This is a genomic window from Thalassospira xiamenensis M-5 = DSM 17429, assembly GCF_000300235.2.
In the GTDB taxonomy this organism is placed as follows: domain Bacteria; phylum Pseudomonadota; class Alphaproteobacteria; order Rhodospirillales; family Thalassospiraceae; genus Thalassospira; species Thalassospira xiamenensis.
On sequence record NZ_CP004388.1, the window covers coordinates 1,554,458 to 1,570,913 of the forward strand.

Genomic DNA, 16,456 nt, shown 5'->3' on the forward strand with positions numbered 1-16,456 from the left:
TCGGGACAAGATTAGCGTAGATGAATTTGTTTCGGCAAAGTGATTTCCATTATACCGCCTGAAAAAAGGCCGGGTCATGAGACCCGGCCAAGTGAAAGACAGCAATATGCTCTGGAGGCTGTCTTTTTTGTCTGGCTTAAGGGAGATTTGCCAGACAGGTGGAGTTTGGTTCAATCCGATGATGAAAGACGCAGGGCGGCGTTGGCGATCACGCGAACGGCGGTTGCGATGCAGGTTTCATCAAGATCGAAATTGCTGCGATGAAGCATGGTGGCGCGATCCGTTGCTTTGGAGCCGATGCGCAGATGTGCGCTTGGAATATGCGATGAAAATTCGGCAAAATCCTCGCTACCCATAGAGCCCTGCGGCAGGCAGATGACCTGTTCATCGCCAAGGATGTCGCGTGCGGTTGCGACAACCTGTTCAAGGATCGCCGGATCGCTTTTGACCACACCAACACCTTGCAGGAATCCGACATTGATCTTTGTCCGGGTGGCGGTGCCGACACCTTCGGCGATGCGTGTGATGGCATCCTTGGATGCGGTGCGGACGTCTTCGGAATGGGTGCGGATCGCGCCCTGAAGGGTCACCGCATCGGGGATCTGGTTGCGTGCTGTGCCGCCTTCGATTTTTCCGATCGTGACCACCGCCGCGTTAAGGGGGGCGATTTCCCGGGAAACGATATTCTGGACCTGGGAAATGAACTGGGCGGCGGCAACAATAGGGTCAACGGAAAGATGCGGATGTGCCCCGTGACCGGAAAGACCGGAAACCGTTACATCAAATGGATCGGAGGACGCAAAGGAGACTTCGGGGTGCCAGCCGACCGAACCGCCGGGAAGCAGCGGCCAGTTGTGATAGCCCAGCATGATATCTGGCTTGTGTTTGTCAAAGACACCATCGGCAAGCATCGCCTGTGCACCTCCAAGGCCTTCTTCTGCTGGCTGGAACAGGACCATGGCGCGGCCTTTGAAATTGTCGCCAAGTCTTGCCAGAACTGTTGCAACACCAAGGGCGATTGCAGTGTGGGCATCATGTCCGCAAGCGTGCATGACCCCCTTGTTTTCCGAGGCAAAGGGAAGCCCGGATTCTTCGGTGATGGGGAGCGCGTCGATATCGCCGCGAATACCGATAAGGCGGCCCGCCGCCGCAGGATTGATGATGGCAGCGACACCGGTTTTTCCAAAGCCGCTGCTATAGCTGATGCCAAGATCGTCAAGGTGGCTCTGAATTTTTGCAGAAGTTCTCTGTTCCTGAAAACCCAGTTCCGGATGGCGATGCAAATCCCGACGGATATCGATCAACTGATCTTTGATATCATCGACAATGGCATCGATCTTTCTTGCGATTTCGCTGGTGGCGCGTGGGGACATTCTTCAATCAATCCTTTTGGTGGCGGGCCGTGGTTTTAAGGGATCTCGGGGTTAGTCGAGGTCCTTCTGACCGATTTCGGCAACTTTCTTGTAGACTTCCTCGCCCCACATTTTGGTGCCGAGTTCGTCACGAACCGACTGGGTCGCTTCGATGAAAGGTGAGACATCCGGATGGGTGAAAACGATGCCGGCTGCTTCCATATCGGCGATCATTTTTTTAGTCTGCTCGGGCAGCATTTTTTCAATGACGGCATTGGATGCATCATTAGCCCGTTTCAGCAGTGCCTGATCTTCTGCATTCAGACCTTCCCAGAAGCCGTTTCCGATCATCACGTAAGCCGGTTTTTTGATGTAATCGACCATCGCGATGGATTTCTGGACTTCATAGAATTTCGCGGCATAGATGGTTTCGATCGGATTTTCCTGACCATCGACAACGCCAGCCTGCAGGCCGGTATAAACCTCGGCAAAGGCCATCGGGGTCGGGTTGGCGCCAAGTGCGCTTAGGGATTCGACATAGTAATCACGCTCTGGTGCACGCAGTTTCAGACCTTTGAGGTCGTCAATGCTATTGATTTCGACATTCGCGCTAATCTGGCGCGGGTTGCGCGGCATGAAACCAAGAAGGCGGATTTCGCGTTCATCGATCAGCTTCTTGTTCCATTCCGCGCCGAAGTCGGTTTCAAGAACGGCGTTGTAGTTTTTCAGGTCCTTCATCAGGAAGGGGATCGCCAGATATTCAATGTCCTTGATCCCGGGATCGCCGCTGGCTGAAATCTGGGTGATACCGAGCGCAAGCTGGGTGAAAAGTTCACGCGGGGTGCCAAGTTGTTCACCGCCGTAAATCGTGACGTTGTAGCGACCGTTGGATTCTTCTTCTACGACACGTTTGAATTCAAGCGCGCCTTCATACTGGGCTTCGCCGGGATTGGCCCAGATGGAATAACGGATTTCTTCGGCCGCATTTGCATGGCCAAGGCCAAGAGTTGCCAGACCTGCTGCAAACAGCGTTGTTGTGAGTGTTTTACGCATATTCAAAACTCCCTGATGAAGGTTAAGCGCTGACTTTTGGGTTCTGATCGGAGAAGTGACGGATAAAGTCCGCGCAATATTCGACGAGGTAACTGACGATTTTTTCGCCTTTCCCGGCGCTCGATTGCGCCGGATCGCCCCCGGCAATGCCATTGCCGCAGCGATCGGTAACATCCACGGCAAGAGCGATTTCAACATCGCGGAAACGGACACCCGCCAGGCCGGCGGTTGGCAAACCAAGCATTTCGCCCTTGCTGTCCTCTTTGGACAAAAGGTCCATGCGCATCAGTTCCGGGAACAGATGCAGATAAACAGAGGTCAGCGGATCACCACCATGACCGAGTGCCTTAGCCCCCATTTCCGGATGCAGTTCTTTCCACATTTCGGCCGGGATCAGACGCCACATATTGAGGCAGGGGATCAGTAGGCCTTTTTCGCGTTTAATTTTGCGAATGACCTGATCGATCAGCGGATAGTTGCCGCTGTGACCGTTCAGGATCACGATTTTATTGATGCCGTGATCGGTGAAGTTTTCGATCATGTCGGTCAGAATGGCGCTGAAGGTTTCCGGGCGCAGCTGGATGCCACCGGGCACCGTACGGAAATAGTCGGCATAGCCAAACGGCATGATCGGGGCGGCAATCGCACCTGATTTTTCGGCAATTTTACCGGCCAGAACATCGGTGAGCATGTAGTCACCCATCGGGGCGACCGGCCCCTGTTCTTCCTGGGATCCCAGTGAAATCAGAATTACGGGATCTTCGCTGAGGCGTTCGCGAAATTCGATGAACGTCATGTCTTTGAGCAAGTGCTTGCGCACAGCTTTAATGGCCGTCATTTGGGGCTCCGGTATCGATTGATGGCTATCAGGAACCGAACACGATGTTCGGCAGGAACAGGGTGATCTGCGGGAATGCCGCAAGCAAAATCACCGCGAAAAAGAGAGGGATGTAAAACGGGATCATCGCGCGCACCATTTGCGCATGCGAGATTTTGGCAATGTCCTGAGCGATGAACATCAGGATGCCAACCGGTGGCGTGGCCCCCCCGATGATGAGGGTGAAGACCATCAGAACACCGAAATGAACCGGATCGATTCCAAATTGCATGACAACGGGAACAAGGATCGGGGTCAGCACGATTTCGGCCGAAGAGGCCACCATGAACAGCCCGACAAGCACCAGAACCAGCAGAATGATCGCAAGAACAATGATCGGTTCGCTGGAAATGGTCGAAATGCCGATGCCGATGCTTTGGGGAACGTTTTCGCGTACCATGACCCAGCTGAAAGCCGCCGATGCAGCAACAATCAGCAAGATGCGACAACTGCCCAGACCGACATCTACAAGAACCTTGCCAAGCTGGCGCAAATTCATGTGACGATACAGAAGGCCAAGTACCAGACCGTAAAGCACGGCAACTGCCGCGGCCTCGGTCGGAGAGAACATACCCAGCAGGATGCCGCCGACAATAATGACTGGAAACAGCAGGGCAGGGCCGCCCTCGACAATCGAGTTTCCAATTTCACGTATGCTGGCGCGTTCATAACGGGGATAGCCGCGTTTGCGGGCAATGAAATAGGTGAATACCATCTGGCTAAGGATGATTACCACACCGGGAATGATACCGGCGACCAGCAGGCGCCCGATGGAAACATTTGCAAGGGTGCCGTAAATCACCAGTGCGACGCTTGGGGGAATCATTGGGCCGACAAGCGCCGATGCAACGGTTACAGCGGCCGAAAAAGGTGCGGGATAGCCTTCCTTTTTCATCGCCGGGATAAGAACCGAACCAAGGGCGGTGGTGTCAGCGGTTGCCGAGCCGGACATGCCCGAGAAAATCATGCTGGCAAAAATATTGACCTGTGCCAGGCCACCGTGAATGTGACCCACCAGCGCACGCGACATATTGATGATCCTGTCGGTCAGGCGGCAGGCATTCATCAACTCGCCCGCAAGATAGAAAAACGGGATCGCCAGAATAAGGAAGCTGTCGATTGACGCCGTCATGCGCTGTGTCAGCATCCCGGCATCGATGCCGGTCAAGTAAAGATAGGCAGTGGTGGTGACGCCCATTGCAAAAGCCAGTGGCATACCGGCCAACAGCAAAACAACGAGAAGGGCGAGAATAATTGCGATTGTCATTTCTGGCCCTTACAGCATCGAGTTTTCGTCATTTTCGGTTCGCACATTGCGAAGCCGATCTGACAGGAAAAGACGGGCAAGGATGACAACAAGCATCAGTATTCCGCCAACGGTCGCGGCAAGGCGCACCGTACCGGCAGGCAAGGGAAGGATGCTCATTTCCTGAAAGTTTTCGAGTTTTACAATACGAAAGCTTTTCCAGGTCATCACGCCAAGGAAGGCCAGTGCCAGAATCTGATTGGAAATGCGGATTATCTTTCTGACTTTTTCCGGCATCAGATTTACGAAAACATCGACGGAAAGATGACGTCCCTGCCAGCACACAACGGCAGCACCGATAAATGTCATCCAAACCACGAGTAATCGGCTGAGTTCGTCGCTCCATAAAAGCGGACTGTCAAAAAAGTATCGAAAGACAACCTGTGCAAGGGTCAGTGTCACAATGATTGCCAGCGTGGCGCCGGTCAGGATTTTTAGCGGAAGCGCAAGGTCGAGCCTTCGCTTCGGCAATGCCGGTTCAGTTGATTGCATCTCTAGCCTCTCCATCATGGCCCTGCGAGCTTCTTGTTCGGCTTTTTGGCAGGGCGCCTCCTGAGACTATAAAATCAGCCGGACATTAATCTTGTCAAATATATAAATGGCGTATATTTATATCTAATGAGTATCAATAATCGCGTTGAATTACGCCATCTGCGTTATTTTATTTGTGTGGCTGACGAAATGCATTTCGGGCGGGCCGCCGAGCGTCTTGGCATCGCGCAGGCCCCGCTTAGCCAGCAAATCAAGCAGCTTGAAGAACGGGTTGGCGGGCAACTTTTTGACCGCACGACCCGAAGTGTTCGCCTGACGCCAGCGGGAGAAGTTTTCCGTGAAAAGGCGTTGCTGGCGTTATCAAGTGTCGAGGAGGGAGTCGAGGCCGCCCGTTTCGTGATGGGGCAGGCAAATCGCAAGCTGACGATTGGTTGTGTTTCACCGGCGATTTTTACATGTCTGCCGGAAATCCTGCGGATGTTTCATGCCAAATGCCCGGATACGCGGATTGATATCAAAATACTGACGACCAACGAGCTGCTTGATGCGATGATAGAGGGGCAGGTGGATGTTGCCTTTATTCGCCCGCCAAGGGCCAAGGCCAACCTCAATATCATGAATTTGTTCAGCGAGGCCTTTGTTGGGCTTGTTCCGGTGGATCATGTGCTTTCCGGAAATAAAACGCTGTCGCTAAGCGATTTTACGGGGCTGCCATACATTGCCTATGCGCCGATTTTGGGGGTCAGTTACCAGAACGTGGTCATCCAGCATGCACGTGATGTCGGGGTATCTTTGGACATCGTTGAAGAAGTTGGTCACACATTGGGAATCGTGGCACTTGTTGCCGCGGGAATGGGGGTTGGCGTGGCCCCCAGCTGGGTTACCCATACACCCCATGTCGGCGTTGCCTATATTCCAATGCCGGAATTACCAGCCGATGCGGTCAATCTTGCATTGGCATGGCCCGAAGACACAATGTCGCGGGTCATTGATGAATTTGTGCAATGCGCACGTGCCTTTGTTCGCGATCTGAACGGCTTGTAAAATGGCCGCCCCGGCAAACGAGGCGGCCATTTTAGTATGATGCAACGCCGCTTGGTCAGGTGAGGACTTTTTGCAGCGGAATGTAATCGTACCCAAGATCACGTGCGACGGCCTCATAGGTGATGCGACCTTCGTGAACGTTTAGTCCTGCGGCCAGATGGGGATCTTCCTGGCAGGCTTTTTTCCAGCCCTTGTCGGCAAGGGCAAGGGTGAAGGGCAGGGTTGCGTTGTTGAGCGCAAAGGTCGATGTGCGGGCGACCGCACCGGGCATGTTGGCAACACAGTAATGCACCACGTCATCGACGATATAGGTCGGATCGGCATGGGTGGTGGCTTTGGATGTTTCAAAGCAGCCGCCCTGATCAATCGCGACATCGACAATCACCGAACCCGGCTTCATTGTTGAAAGCTGGTTCTTATGGATCAGTTTCGGTGCCGCGGCACCGGGGATCAGGACGGCACCGACAACCATGTCGGCATCATAGACCAGTGCCTCGGTATCATCGATGGTGGCATATTGCGTTTTGATGCGCGGGCCAAACACATCGTCAATATAGGTCAGGCGTTTGACATTCTTGTCGAGAATGATGACATCCGCGCCCATGCCCGCGGCAATGCGGGCGGCATTGGTGCCGACAACGCCGCCGCCGATCACAACGACCTTGGCGGGGGCAACACCGGGCACACCGCCTAGCAACATGCCACGCCCGCCATTGGCCTTTTGCAGGGCCGCTGCACCGACCTGCGGTGCCATGCGCCCGGCAACTTCGGACATCGGGGCCAGTAATGGCAGGCCACCATTTTTATCGGTAACGGTTTCATAGGCAATCGCCGTCACCCCGGATTTGATCAGACCCTCGGTCTGTTCCGGATCGGGCGCCAGATGAAGGTAGGTAAACAGAAGCTGCCCTTCGCGGAGCTGCTCGTATTCGACTTTCTGCGGTTCCTTGACCTTTACGATCATTTCGGATTTGGCAAAGATTTCGGCCGCGGTATCGACGATTTTTGCGCCGGCGGCGACGTAATCATCGTTGCTGCAACCGATACCGGCACCAGCATTGGTTTCGATGATGACGTCATGCCCGTGGGCCGTGGCTTCACGCACGGAACTCGGGGTCAGGCCGACGCGATATTCATGGTTTTTGATTTCTTTCGGAATGCCAATCAGCATTGTTTCTCTCCCGGACAAACGTGGCGATGATAACGGTTTTCCCGTTTTTAGTTATCTATGCAGGATACCCGAAAATTGTGGCAATTTCCCTTCAATCATCGGTGAGTTTGATGGTATTAATGCTATATAATTTTAAAAAATCCGCTTCAGGCAGGGAGAATATTCGAAATGCAGATGGACGAACGTGACCGGATGATCCTGCGGCTGCTTCAGCGCGACGGTCGTATCAGCAACGCCGAACTGGCCGAAAAGGTCAATTTATCGGCGTCGGCCTGCTTGCGCCGTGTCAGGCTTCTGGAAGAAGCCGGTCTGATTGACCGTTACACGATGCTGCTTAATCCGGCCCGCATCGGCAAACCGGGCAATGCATTCGTCAATATCTCGATCGCGCGCCAGACCCGCGAGGCGCTTGAAACCTTTGAAAAGGAAATCCAGTCGGTCCCGGAAGTCGTGGAATGTTACCTTCTTGCGGGGCAGAGCGACTATCTGGTGCATGTGGTTTACAGCAATACTGCCGACTATGAACGCATCCACAGCGAAGTCCTGACCCAGCTTCCGGGGGTGGAGCGGGTCCAGACCATCATCACCCTGCGCGAAGTCAAACGCACGACCGAATTGCCGGTCTGATCCACTCAAGCGAGGCGGGCAGGTTTATGGCCTGTCCGGTTCCAACGTGATTAGTCGCAGACCGTTTGCAAGGCTTTCCAGTCCTGCGGATTGATATCAAGCGTACCTGTGATGTCGCTTTGTTCAAACAGGTCGATCCGACCGGTCATTTCCGGGTGCGAGCTTAGGATTTCCGGCAGGAAACTGGCAATTTCGGCATATCTGCTTTCGGTGGAGATTGTGCGAAACAGCTTTGCCGTGCTTTGGGTTTCGATGCTGGCGTCACCCATCAGTTCAAGGGCAAAGTGATCGGCATCGGTTTCCATGTCCCGGGAATAGCTTTGTTCCATGACAAAGCCGACCGGAAGGTCGGCCCCGCCGGTCATCAATCGGACAAGCTGGCCAAGCGCGATACCTGAAAACAGCTTTTTAAGGCCGTGCTGCATTTCGGTATGGCCGATTTCATGAGCCAGAACGCCAGCCAGAGCTTCGGGATTTTCCGCCTTTTTTATCAGTTCGGAAAATACAATGATCTGTCCGCCGGGCAGGGCAAGGGCGTTTTCGATATCGCTGCGCAGTACGGTGGTTTGGTAGTCATATGTCAGTGCGCCGGTTTGTTCAAAGCGGCCCAGAATGGTGGTGATGACCTTTTGTGCGGGATCGTTGATCGCACACGCACTTGTCCCGTCGCGGTCTTCGCCCATGATCGCCACGATCTGTTCGCGCGCGTTGCGTCCCATATCCGTTTCCATAGAACGTGGATACACCGCGATGACCAGATCGATCATCAATGGCATGCCCTGCCAGATCAGCAGGGCAATTGCCGCGGAGAAACCGATGATACCAGACGCAAGCCGGACTTTTGCCCTTGTGGCCCCTTCGTCCACGGCAAGTCCGGGCAGGGTTTCAAGAATGAAGGCCTTGGAGTGCGGATCGTCAAAAATCAGGCGAAATCCATCATCCTTGCGCTTTCGCAAACGAAGCGGTTTTCCCTTTTCGATCTTTTCACACAGATAAACACTGTCTTTTGACAGCACCTGTTCCCCGCCGTCTGGCAGATACAGGGTAATGTAACGGTCGGATATGCCGACCGTTACATTCGTTGCCAACGATGTTTTACCGTCAAAAAGACGGGCATTGGGCAAGCTGTTCATCAAAATGCCTTGTTAAATCCCGCCCAGATCAAAGGCTTCTGCAAGACCTTCGCCGGTGCGCGGGACGTTCTGTGCATCCGTGTTCTGATGCAGTTCTGCGATGTCACCGTCATATACCAGCGATGAAACATGCAGTGCCAGCATCGGATGGGTCAGCCCGACAAATGTCAGGATGCCGAAGACAGGTGTTGCAAGCAGCATCAGGATAAAGAACGGTGCCAGGATCGCCAGAACCTGTTCCGGTGGCATATAGGATGCCGCGTTATTTGCAAGGATCGAGAATGCGGCAAAACCACCGGTGACCGACAGCAGGGCAACAAAGACAATCCCCGCCAAAACCATCAACAGCAGGAAGCGTAGCAACAGTTTGATATATTGCCCGGTCGCGAGCGTGCTGCCAAATTGCAGGCCTGCAAGGGTGGTGTTTTCGCTTTGATACCGGAAGCACCATACATGGTACCAGGCCATCCCGAAGACGATCACGAGATACGGAATAAAGGCCAGCGGCACGATATAAAACGGGGAGTGCGTAAGGTTAACCGCCGCCGCAATAATGCCGCCCGATATGGCAATCGCGACCAGACACAGGAGCCAAGTCAGGATCCACTTTTTGAAGGCAGGGCCGAATGTACCGGTAAAGCGTGCCTGATGGTCGCCGATCCAGGTGTTGTTGGTTTCATAGCGGGTCAGCGTGATAAAGCTGAGCGGCATCAGAATGCCCAGCGACAGGATGGCTGCCAAAAAACTGCCAAAGCCGATCAGGGCATATTTGAAGGACGAACCGCCCAGTTTTCCGCGAATGCCGCGCCAGAAGGTGCGGCTCATGCGATAGCGCGTGGCGCGATAGATCGCGACAAAAATCAGAAACAGAATGACGGCATACATAACGATAATCTGCAATCCCTGCATGGCCGGGGGCAGTTGGGCCGAGATAAAGCCCAGCAGCAGGGACGCGGGGATAAAGATGACCGAGACAATCAGGAAGCCAAGGAAAAGTTCCAATCCGCGGCCGGTATATTCCAACGCATCACCATCAATGACGATGTTGCTCCAGATATAGCGGCGCATCCGGGTTTTGGCCCAGAAACGGAATATGCCCAATGTCAGGATGGTCCAAAGCGTGTTCCAGCAGCAAAGTTTCAGAACGTCCTGCCAGCGACCGTAATATTGAATCTGGCCGTTATGGTATTCGGCATTTTCGCTGTTTTCAGCAATATCTGCCGCCGCTTGAGAGCCATTATTGGCTTCAGGAAGTTCATTTTCGTCGTGTGTGCTCATAGTCCCCTCGGTTCTAAGACCAGTTTCAGGATCAGTGGTGAAAAATGACACCGCTTGTTTTCGCGGATTTTAATCTTCCCCACGTTTGATTTAACGTGGTTTATCAACAAGATCACCCACTCAAAAGGTTAGGGACGCCCAATCAGGGCCATTTTGTTGCCAGAAGTAGCTGGCGGTTGAATGGTTTTGGTATGAAGGCTACCCGTCAGGTATTTCGCGCGTGCCGCAATCGGGACTTCGCAGCCGCAGCGAATCAAATCTGTACAGATTCGCGATTTTTGTTCGCAAATACGTTTCGTGATTGCTGTGTGGTGACTATTGTTCATCTAACGCGCGCTCAAAAAATGCAGGCGAACTGTTTGTTACATCGACGTTTCTTTGATTTTATCTATCGAAAGTCACCGCGCGATTTGACTTTTGAATGAATTAATAGGCATTAATATAAGTTCAGGGAGAATGTTGGGGGAATAATTCTCTATGGAAAACGAATGTCTTGTTCGTGCGCGTAGCCACGAGCAAAAACTGAAACGTAGAAACGATATACTTGTCGCAGCCGAGGCGCTTTATCTTGAGGGGGACGGACAACTGCCATCGGCAGCCGAAGTCGCCAAAAAGGCCAGTCTCGCCAAAGGCACGCTGTATCTTTATTTTTCAAGCAAGGAAGCCCTTTTTCTGGAAGTCCTGCGCGGGTTCCTGAAGGGGTGGTTTGAAAACAACCTTGAAGTGATTGAACAGGAAGCGTTGCGCCGTCCCGAAGAACGGGATTCAGCACGCGTTGCACAACAATTCGTGCAGTATCTTGTCAAACGGAAGCAATTCCTGCATCTGGCGTCCCTGTCACAGGGGGTTCTTGAGCAGGGGACGGACGATGAAGCGGTTCTAAGCCATCGAAGATTTATTTCTTCCATGGTGAAGCGGACGGCAGATGCCCTGTCCGAGCTGTATGCCATCACGCCAGAGAATGCCAACAAGCTGATGCGGACATCCTATGCATTGGTGATTGGCATGTGGCAGATGTCACAGATTCCGGAACGTGTTGCCGAACTGATGCGCCAGAACGCGCTTGATAATCTGATTATCGATTTCAGTGTGGCAACCGAAGAAGCGGTGGTGTCGTACTGGCGTGTTCTTGCGCCGGGTATGAAATGTCGTGAATTCCTGCGTCAGATGGAAGAACAGAACCGGGCCTGATTTCGGTTTTGCTATCGGCTTTTCAATCAGCATCATAAAAAAAAGCAGCACCCGCGAAGGTGCTGCTTTCAGACTGCTGACAAAGTCCTCGCCATTGGCGGGGATTTTTGATTCAATGGGGAATGCTTAAGAAACCCAGCCCACATCAAACCGAACTTGAGATGGTGACACTCGACAGTTTGGTCCCCAGCGATCATTTGCTTCGTAAGATCGATGCCGTGATCGATTTCAGTTTTATCCATGCGCGCGTGGCCGATTTGTACTGCGCGAACAATGGCCGTCCCGCCCTTGATCCGGTGATGATGTTTAAGGCGCTGTTCATTGGCTATCTGTTTGGCGTGCGCTCGGAGCGCCAGCTTGTGCGCGAGATTGAGGTCAATGTCGCCTATCGCTGGTTTTTGCAACTCAAGCTGACCGACAAGGTCTTTGATGCCTCGACCCTGTCGCAGAACCGGCGGCGTCGATATCATGATGCCAGTGTTGCGCAGGATATTTTTGACGAGATCGTCGAGCAGGCGATCAGGCACGGGCTGGTGGATGGTAAGGTTCTCTATACCGACAGCACGCATTTGAAGGCCGATGCCAACAAGAACAAATGGGACCGCGAAGTGGTTGCCAAATCGCGCGCGGCCTATTGGGATGATCTGGATCTGGCGATTGAGGAAGACCGGGCGGCTCATGCGAAAAAGCCGCTCAAAGCCAAGGAACGCCAGCCGGTTGAGAAAGAAACCAAGATCAGCCGAACCGATCCCGACAGCGGATATATGGTGCGCGACGGCAAGCCCAAGGGCTTTTTCTATCTCGATCACCGCACGGTCGATGGCAAGCTTGGGATCATTACCGACAGTTACGCCACCCCGGCCAATCTGCATGACAGCATTCCCTATCTCGACCGTCTTGACCGACAAAGGCAGCGTTTTGACCTTGATGTTATCGCCGTCGGACTGGATGCGGGCTATGCGACCGCCGCGATTGCCAAAGGCCTTGAAGATCGTGACATCCTTGGCGTGACGGGCTATCGCCGCCCGAACCTTCGGGAAGGCTACATCCCCAAACGCAAATACGTTTATGACCCTGAACGTGATGCTTATCGCTGCCCCGAAGGTCAGCTTCTGTCTTATGCGACAACCGACCGAAATGGATACCGCCATTATCACAGCGACCCGGAAAAATGCCGCACCTGTCCTGTGCTGGCTTCCTGTACCGCCAATGCCCACCACCGAAAAACTGTCACGCGCCATGTCTGGCAAGACGCCAGAGACCGGGCTGACGCCTATCGTCTGACAGAGTGGGGCAAGCGGGTTTACAAGCGCCGAAAAGAGACGGTCGAACGCTCTTTTGCAGATGCCAAACAGCTTCACGGTCATCGATATGCAAGGTTCCGGGGACTGATCAATGTCAAATGCCAATGTCTGCTGGCCGCCGTCGCCCAAAACATCAAGAAAATAGCCCTGGCTTTGGGCCCCAAGGGGCAAATCGCCGAGGGATAATCCCCTCGGCACACTCAAGCCGGCTTTCAAAAACCTCTAAAAGCAAAACCCCGCCAAAATATGACGGGGTTTGTCAGCGGTCTGAAAGCAGCACCCGCGAAGGTGCTGCTTTTTTGCATTGGGCGACATGACATCAGGTATCGATTGTCGTCTGGTTCATGGATCGGGTCCGCGCCCGTTCTGACCGCAGGATCAGCAGGCTGGAAATCACGATCATCACCGATACGGCAAGGATGATCAGTGTCGCGAGCGCGTTGATTTCCGGCGAAACACCCAGTCGCACGGATGAGAAAACCTTCATCGGCAGGGTGGTGGAGCCCGGACCGGCGACGAAGCTTGCAATCACCAGATCGTCAAGTGACAGGGTGAAAGACAAAAGCCACCCGGCCAGAAGTGCGGGCAGGATCATGGGCAGGGTAATGACAAAGAAAATCTTTGCCGGTTTGGCGCCAAGGTCCATCGCGGCTTCTTCGACCGAGGTATCCATGCCCGCCAGTCGCGATTGCACAACAACCGCGACATAGGCCGCACAGAAGGTCGTATGTGCGATCACAATCGTGGTTACACCACGCCCGGCTGGCCAGCCGATCAACTGTTCAAGGGTGACAAACAGCAATAGCAGGGACAGGCCGGTGATGACTTCGGGCATCACAAGCGGGGCGGCAACCATGCCCGAAAACAGGGTGCGGCTTTTGAACCGTCCGAAACGGGACATGACAAGCCCGGCCGGTGTGCCAACCGCAAGGGCCAGCGTTGCCGACATCACCCCGATCCGAAGGCTGTTCCAGGCGGCATCGATCATGCCGTCATTGGAAAACAGCGATACATACCATTTGAACGAGAAACCGGTCCAGACGGTGACCAGCTTGCCCTCGTTAAACGAATAAATGATCACAAGCAGGATCGGGACATACAGAAATGCAAAGCCGAACACCAAGGCACTGAGAAGGAAAGTCGAACGTTTGCCGGTCATTGTCCGTTTTCCTCCTGCTTGGTCTGGATATGCTGGAACCACATGATCGGTACGACAAGGAACAGCAGCATCGCAATCGCGACCGAGGATGCAATCGGCCAGTCACGGTTGGCAAAGAATTCGTTCCAAAGCGTGCGACCGATCATCAGGGTATTCGGCCCGCCCAGAAGTTCCGGGATGACAAACTCGCCAACGGACGGAATGAACACCAGAAGCGATCCGGCTAGAATGCCGGGCATCGATAGGGGCAGGGTCACCTTCATGAAGGCTTTCCAAGGTCTGCAGCCAAGATCAAGGGCGGCCTCGATCAGGCTGACATCCATTTTTTCCAGCGTGGAATAAAGTGGCAGGATCATGAAGGGCAGGTAAGTATAGACAATGCCGATATAGACCGCGAATTCGGTCTGACGCATGATCAATGGCTCGGAAATAATGCCAAGGTTCAGCAACAGCGCATTGATCAGCCCCTCGCGGTCCAGAATGCCGATCCAGGCATAAACGCGGATCAGGAAGCTGGTCCAGAACGGCAGGATCACCATCATCAGCAGCACACTGCGAAGCGATCCTTGCGCGCGTGCAATGCCATAGGCCATCGGATAACCGATCAGAAGCGTGATCACGGTTGAAATCGCAGCAATCCGGATCGAATTCAGATAGGCCGATATATAAAGACTGTCGCTAAGCAGAAACAGGTAATTGCCGAAATTGATCGTGATATTGACCCCTTCGTCAATCCACGTGAACAGCGCGCTATAGGGCGGCTGGGCATATTCGGCGGTGGCGAAGCTGATTTTCAGAACGATCAGGAACGGGATCAGGAAGAACAGCATCAGCCAGAGATAGGGCAGGCCGATCACAAGGACCCGGCCATGCTTGAGCATCAGGCGATCATAACGTTGTTTCAGGGTTGGCTTGTCACTGCTCATTGATTCAGAACCGAAGCAGCCCCGGCCTCCCACGTTACCCAGACGCGATCTTCCCACGTGTAACGTGGTTCGATATGGCGGCTGGAATTGGGCTCGGTGACCTTGATGCGGAAACCGCTATCAAGGCGTACGTGATAGGTCGAAAGCCCGCCAAGATAACCGATTTCCTCGACCTTGCCAGAAAGGCAATTATATTTCGTATCGGTCGGTTTTTCGGTCAGCAGGCGCAAACGTTCCGGGCGAAGCGCGATCCAAAGTGTCGCCCCTTCGTGGCCCTGAACGGCGTGGTCGATATAAATTTCACCACCGGCATCGTCGGAATGAATGACGGCGTATTTTTCGTCATCATCGACAAGCGTTCCTTCGATCAGGTTGACCTGACCGAGGAAGTTCGCGGTAAAGCGGCTGTTGGGATATTCGTAAAGTTCGAACGGGGTGCCAAGCTGACGGATCACACCTTCATTCATCACCGCAATGCGCGATGCCATTGTCATGGCTTCTTCCTGATCATGGGTGACCATGACAAAGGTGGTGCCGACCTTTTCCTGAATGTTGACCAGTTCGAACTGTGTCTGTTCGCGCAGCTTTTTATCAAGTGCGCCAAGCGGTTCGTCGAGCAGAAGAACCTTTGGCTTTTTGACAAGGGATCGCGCCAGGGCAACACGCTGGCGCTGCCCGCCGGAAAGCTGATGGGGTTTGCGTTTGGCAAACTTGGTCATTTGCACAAGGGCCAGCATATCGGAAACCAGCGTGCGGATTTCCGATTTCGGCAATCCGTCCTGATGCAGGCCAAAGGCCACATTCTGTTCAACTGTCATGTGCGGGAACAGGGCATAGGACTGGAACATCATGTTGGTCGGGCGTTCATAGGCCGGGACGCCTGCCATATCGACACCATCGATGAAGATTTTGCCCGCTGTAGGTTCCTCGAACCCGGCCAGCATCCGCAAAAGGGTTGTTTTGCCGCAGCCCGATCCGCCCAGAAGGGCAAATAATTCATGCCGGTAAATATCAAGCGACACATCATCGACGGCATAAAAGTCGCCGAACTTCTTGGTCACATTCTCGAAACGGATAAACGGGACCGCTTCGGGATTGTTCCAAGGCTGAGTCTTGTGCACATCCTCGTGTGCTTTCTGCAAAGCCCCCTGCGACACCAAGCTTCTCCCCTTGTTTGTTGTCGAGATATACCCAAAACATCGGGCGACATGCCCGGCTATGCATTCGAGCGCGGTTGGCCGAAGCTTGCCGTCCGATGTTTTGGTTCTGCCTGATTAACAGGATGAAGCAATTCCACAATCTGTAAAGAGGGGTGTGCGATATTTCGAACGTTTCGTGGTTGAAATTGCGATAAATGGCGGAAAAGTCAGCAGAGGTGTTCAGAAAATGTGCATTATTGACGGTTTCATCTTCGTTTAGCGCGTCTTTGGCACCCTGCGCAATTTCACGCACGTCATCACGAGTCACAGTTCGCAATGTCAAAAAAGGGGCGCTGCGAACTGTGCAGCGCCCCTTTGGGCATGTCTGGTATTAACCGGACCGA

15 protein-coding genes are annotated in these 16,456 nt (G+C 53.6%); 4 read left to right on the forward strand and 11 right to left on the reverse strand.

The window, feature by feature from the left end; translation table 11 throughout:
- Positions 1-170: 170 nt before the first annotated feature.
- Genes TH3_RS07300 through TH3_RS07320 form a run of 5 tightly spaced genes read right to left on the reverse strand, consistent with a single transcriptional unit; the run spans position 171 to position 5,080 of the window.
- Positions 171-1,373, reverse strand: coding sequence for a M20 metallopeptidase family protein (locus TH3_RS07300; RefSeq protein ID WP_007092116.1), 1,203 nt, complete (start codon positions 1,371-1,373; stop codon positions 171-173).
- 51 nt (positions 1,374-1,424) lie between these two features.
- A complete protein-coding gene (locus TH3_RS07305; RefSeq protein WP_007092115.1) occupies positions 1,425-2,405 on the reverse strand; it encodes a TRAP transporter substrate-binding protein in 981 nt (326 codons plus the stop codon).
- A gap of 22 nt (positions 2,406-2,427) precedes the next feature.
- Positions 2,428-3,243, reverse strand: a complete 816-nt coding sequence (locus TH3_RS07310; protein ID WP_007092114.1) for a creatininase family protein — start codon at positions 3,241-3,243, stop codon at positions 2,428-2,430.
- Positions 3,244-3,271: 28 nt separating this feature from the next.
- Positions 3,272-4,549, reverse strand: coding sequence for a TRAP transporter large permease (locus tag TH3_RS07315; RefSeq protein WP_007092113.1), 1,278 nt, complete (start codon positions 4,547-4,549; stop codon positions 3,272-3,274).
- 9 nt (positions 4,550-4,558) lie between these two features.
- Positions 4,559-5,080 carry a TRAP transporter small permease gene (locus TH3_RS07320; protein WP_007092112.1) on the reverse strand — a complete coding sequence of 174 codons (522 nt, stop codon included), beginning with the start codon at positions 5,078-5,080 and terminating at the stop codon, positions 4,559-4,561.
- 126 nt (positions 5,081-5,206) lie between these two features.
- On the opposite strand from TH3_RS07320, the gene TH3_RS07325 reads away from it, so the two are divergent.
- On the forward strand, positions 5,207-6,124 hold the full coding sequence (locus TH3_RS07325; RefSeq protein WP_007092111.1) for a LysR family transcriptional regulator: 918 nt from the start codon (positions 5,207-5,209) through the stop codon (positions 6,122-6,124).
- A 55-nt stretch (positions 6,125-6,179) separates the two neighbouring features.
- On the opposite strand, the gene ald is transcribed toward TH3_RS07325, so the two are convergent.
- On the reverse strand, positions 6,180-7,295 hold the full coding sequence (gene ald / locus TH3_RS07330; RefSeq protein ID WP_007092110.1) for an alanine dehydrogenase: 1,116 nt from the start codon (positions 7,293-7,295) through the stop codon (positions 6,180-6,182).
- Positions 7,296-7,463: 168 nt separating this feature from the next.
- On the opposite strand from ald, the gene TH3_RS07335 reads away from it, so the two are divergent.
- Complete coding sequence (locus TH3_RS07335) at positions 7,464-7,922, forward strand: Lrp/AsnC family transcriptional regulator (RefSeq protein ID WP_007092109.1); 459 nt, start codon at positions 7,464-7,466, stop codon at positions 7,920-7,922.
- 50 nt (positions 7,923-7,972) lie between these two features.
- Here the strand turns inward: TH3_RS07335 and TH3_RS07340 are convergent, their stop codons facing one another.
- Both TH3_RS07340 and TH3_RS22335 read right to left on the reverse strand, forming a co-directional pair.
- Positions 7,973-9,055 (reverse strand): M48 family metallopeptidase, encoded by a 1,083-nt coding sequence (locus TH3_RS07340; protein WP_007092108.1) that lies wholly within the window; start codon positions 9,053-9,055, stop codon positions 7,973-7,975.
- A gap of 12 nt (positions 9,056-9,067) precedes the next feature.
- Entirely contained in the window at positions 9,068-10,333 is a 1,266-nt protein-coding gene (locus TH3_RS22335; protein WP_007092107.1) for a YjgN family protein, read from the reverse strand.
- Positions 10,334-10,810: 477 nt separating this feature from the next.
- On the opposite strand from TH3_RS22335, the gene TH3_RS07350 reads away from it, so the two are divergent.
- Together TH3_RS07350 and TH3_RS07355 are read left to right on the forward strand one after the other, a co-directional pair.
- Complete coding sequence (locus TH3_RS07350; protein WP_007092106.1) at positions 10,811-11,524, forward strand: TetR/AcrR family transcriptional regulator; 714 nt, start codon at positions 10,811-10,813, stop codon at positions 11,522-11,524.
- 122 nt (positions 11,525-11,646) lie between these two features.
- Positions 11,647-13,014, forward strand: coding sequence for an IS1182 family transposase (locus tag TH3_RS07355; RefSeq protein ID WP_040059725.1), 1,368 nt, complete (start codon positions 11,647-11,649; stop codon positions 13,012-13,014).
- A 133-nt stretch (positions 13,015-13,147) separates the two neighbouring features.
- Here TH3_RS07355 and TH3_RS07360 read toward each other — a convergent pair whose 3' ends face one another.
- From TH3_RS07360 to TH3_RS07370, 3 genes are read right to left on the reverse strand one after another with little or no spacing between them, the layout of a single operon-like run.
- Entirely contained in the window at positions 13,148-13,987 is an 840-nt protein-coding gene (locus TH3_RS07360; RefSeq protein WP_007091765.1) for an ABC transporter permease subunit, read from the reverse strand.
- Positions 13,984-14,913: an ABC transporter permease subunit gene (locus TH3_RS07365; protein ID WP_007091766.1), complete on the reverse strand. Its 930-nt coding sequence runs from the start codon at positions 14,911-14,913 to the stop codon at positions 13,984-13,986. The genes TH3_RS07360 and TH3_RS07365 overlap by 4 nt, the downstream gene beginning before the upstream one ends.
- Complete coding sequence (locus TH3_RS07370) at positions 14,910-16,070, reverse strand: ABC transporter ATP-binding protein (RefSeq protein WP_007091767.1); 1,161 nt, start codon at positions 16,068-16,070, stop codon at positions 14,910-14,912. The genes TH3_RS07365 and TH3_RS07370 overlap by 4 nt, the downstream gene beginning before the upstream one ends.
- Positions 16,071-16,456 lie beyond the last annotated feature (386 nt).

What these genes read in the sequence shown, in the direction of transcription:
- TH3_RS07300 (WP_007092116.1), bottom strand. Translation starts at nt 1,373, where the DNA reads ATGTCCCCACGCGCCACCAGCGAAATCGCAAGAAAGATCGATGCCATT.
- TH3_RS07305 (WP_007092115.1), bottom strand. Translation starts at nt 2,405, where the DNA reads ATGCGTAAAACACTCACAACAACGCTGTTTGCAGCAGGTCTGGCAACT.
- TH3_RS07310 (WP_007092114.1), bottom strand. Translation starts at nt 3,243, where the DNA reads ATGACGGCCATTAAAGCTGTGCGCAAGCACTTGCTCAAAGACATGACG.
- TH3_RS07315 (WP_007092113.1), bottom strand. Translation starts at nt 4,549, where the DNA reads ATGACAATCGCAATTATTCTCGCCCTTCTCGTTGTTTTGCTGTTGGCC.
- TH3_RS07320 (WP_007092112.1), bottom strand. Translation starts at nt 5,080, where the DNA reads ATGCAATCAACTGAACCGGCATTGCCGAAGCGAAGGCTCGACCTTGCG.
- TH3_RS07325 (WP_007092111.1), top strand. Translation starts at nt 5,207, where the DNA reads ATGAGTATCAATAATCGCGTTGAATTACGCCATCTGCGTTATTTTATT.
- ald (WP_007092110.1), bottom strand. Translation starts at nt 7,295, where the DNA reads ATGCTGATTGGCATTCCGAAAGAAATCAAAAACCATGAATATCGCGTC.
- TH3_RS07335 (WP_007092109.1), top strand. Translation starts at nt 7,464, where the DNA reads ATGCAGATGGACGAACGTGACCGGATGATCCTGCGGCTGCTTCAGCGC.
- TH3_RS07340 (WP_007092108.1), bottom strand. Translation starts at nt 9,055, where the DNA reads ATGAACAGCTTGCCCAATGCCCGTCTTTTTGACGGTAAAACATCGTTG.
- TH3_RS22335 (WP_007092107.1), bottom strand. Translation starts at nt 10,333, where the DNA reads ATGAGCACACACGACGAAAATGAACTTCCTGAAGCCAATAATGGCTCT.
- TH3_RS07350 (WP_007092106.1), top strand. Translation starts at nt 10,811, where the DNA reads ATGGAAAACGAATGTCTTGTTCGTGCGCGTAGCCACGAGCAAAAACTG.
- TH3_RS07355 (WP_040059725.1), top strand. Translation starts at nt 11,647, where the DNA reads ATGCTTAAGAAACCCAGCCCACATCAAACCGAACTTGAGATGGTGACA.
- TH3_RS07360 (WP_007091765.1), bottom strand. Translation starts at nt 13,987, where the DNA reads ATGACCGGCAAACGTTCGACTTTCCTTCTCAGTGCCTTGGTGTTCGGC.
- TH3_RS07365 (WP_007091766.1), bottom strand. Translation starts at nt 14,913, where the DNA reads ATGAGCAGTGACAAGCCAACCCTGAAACAACGTTATGATCGCCTGATG.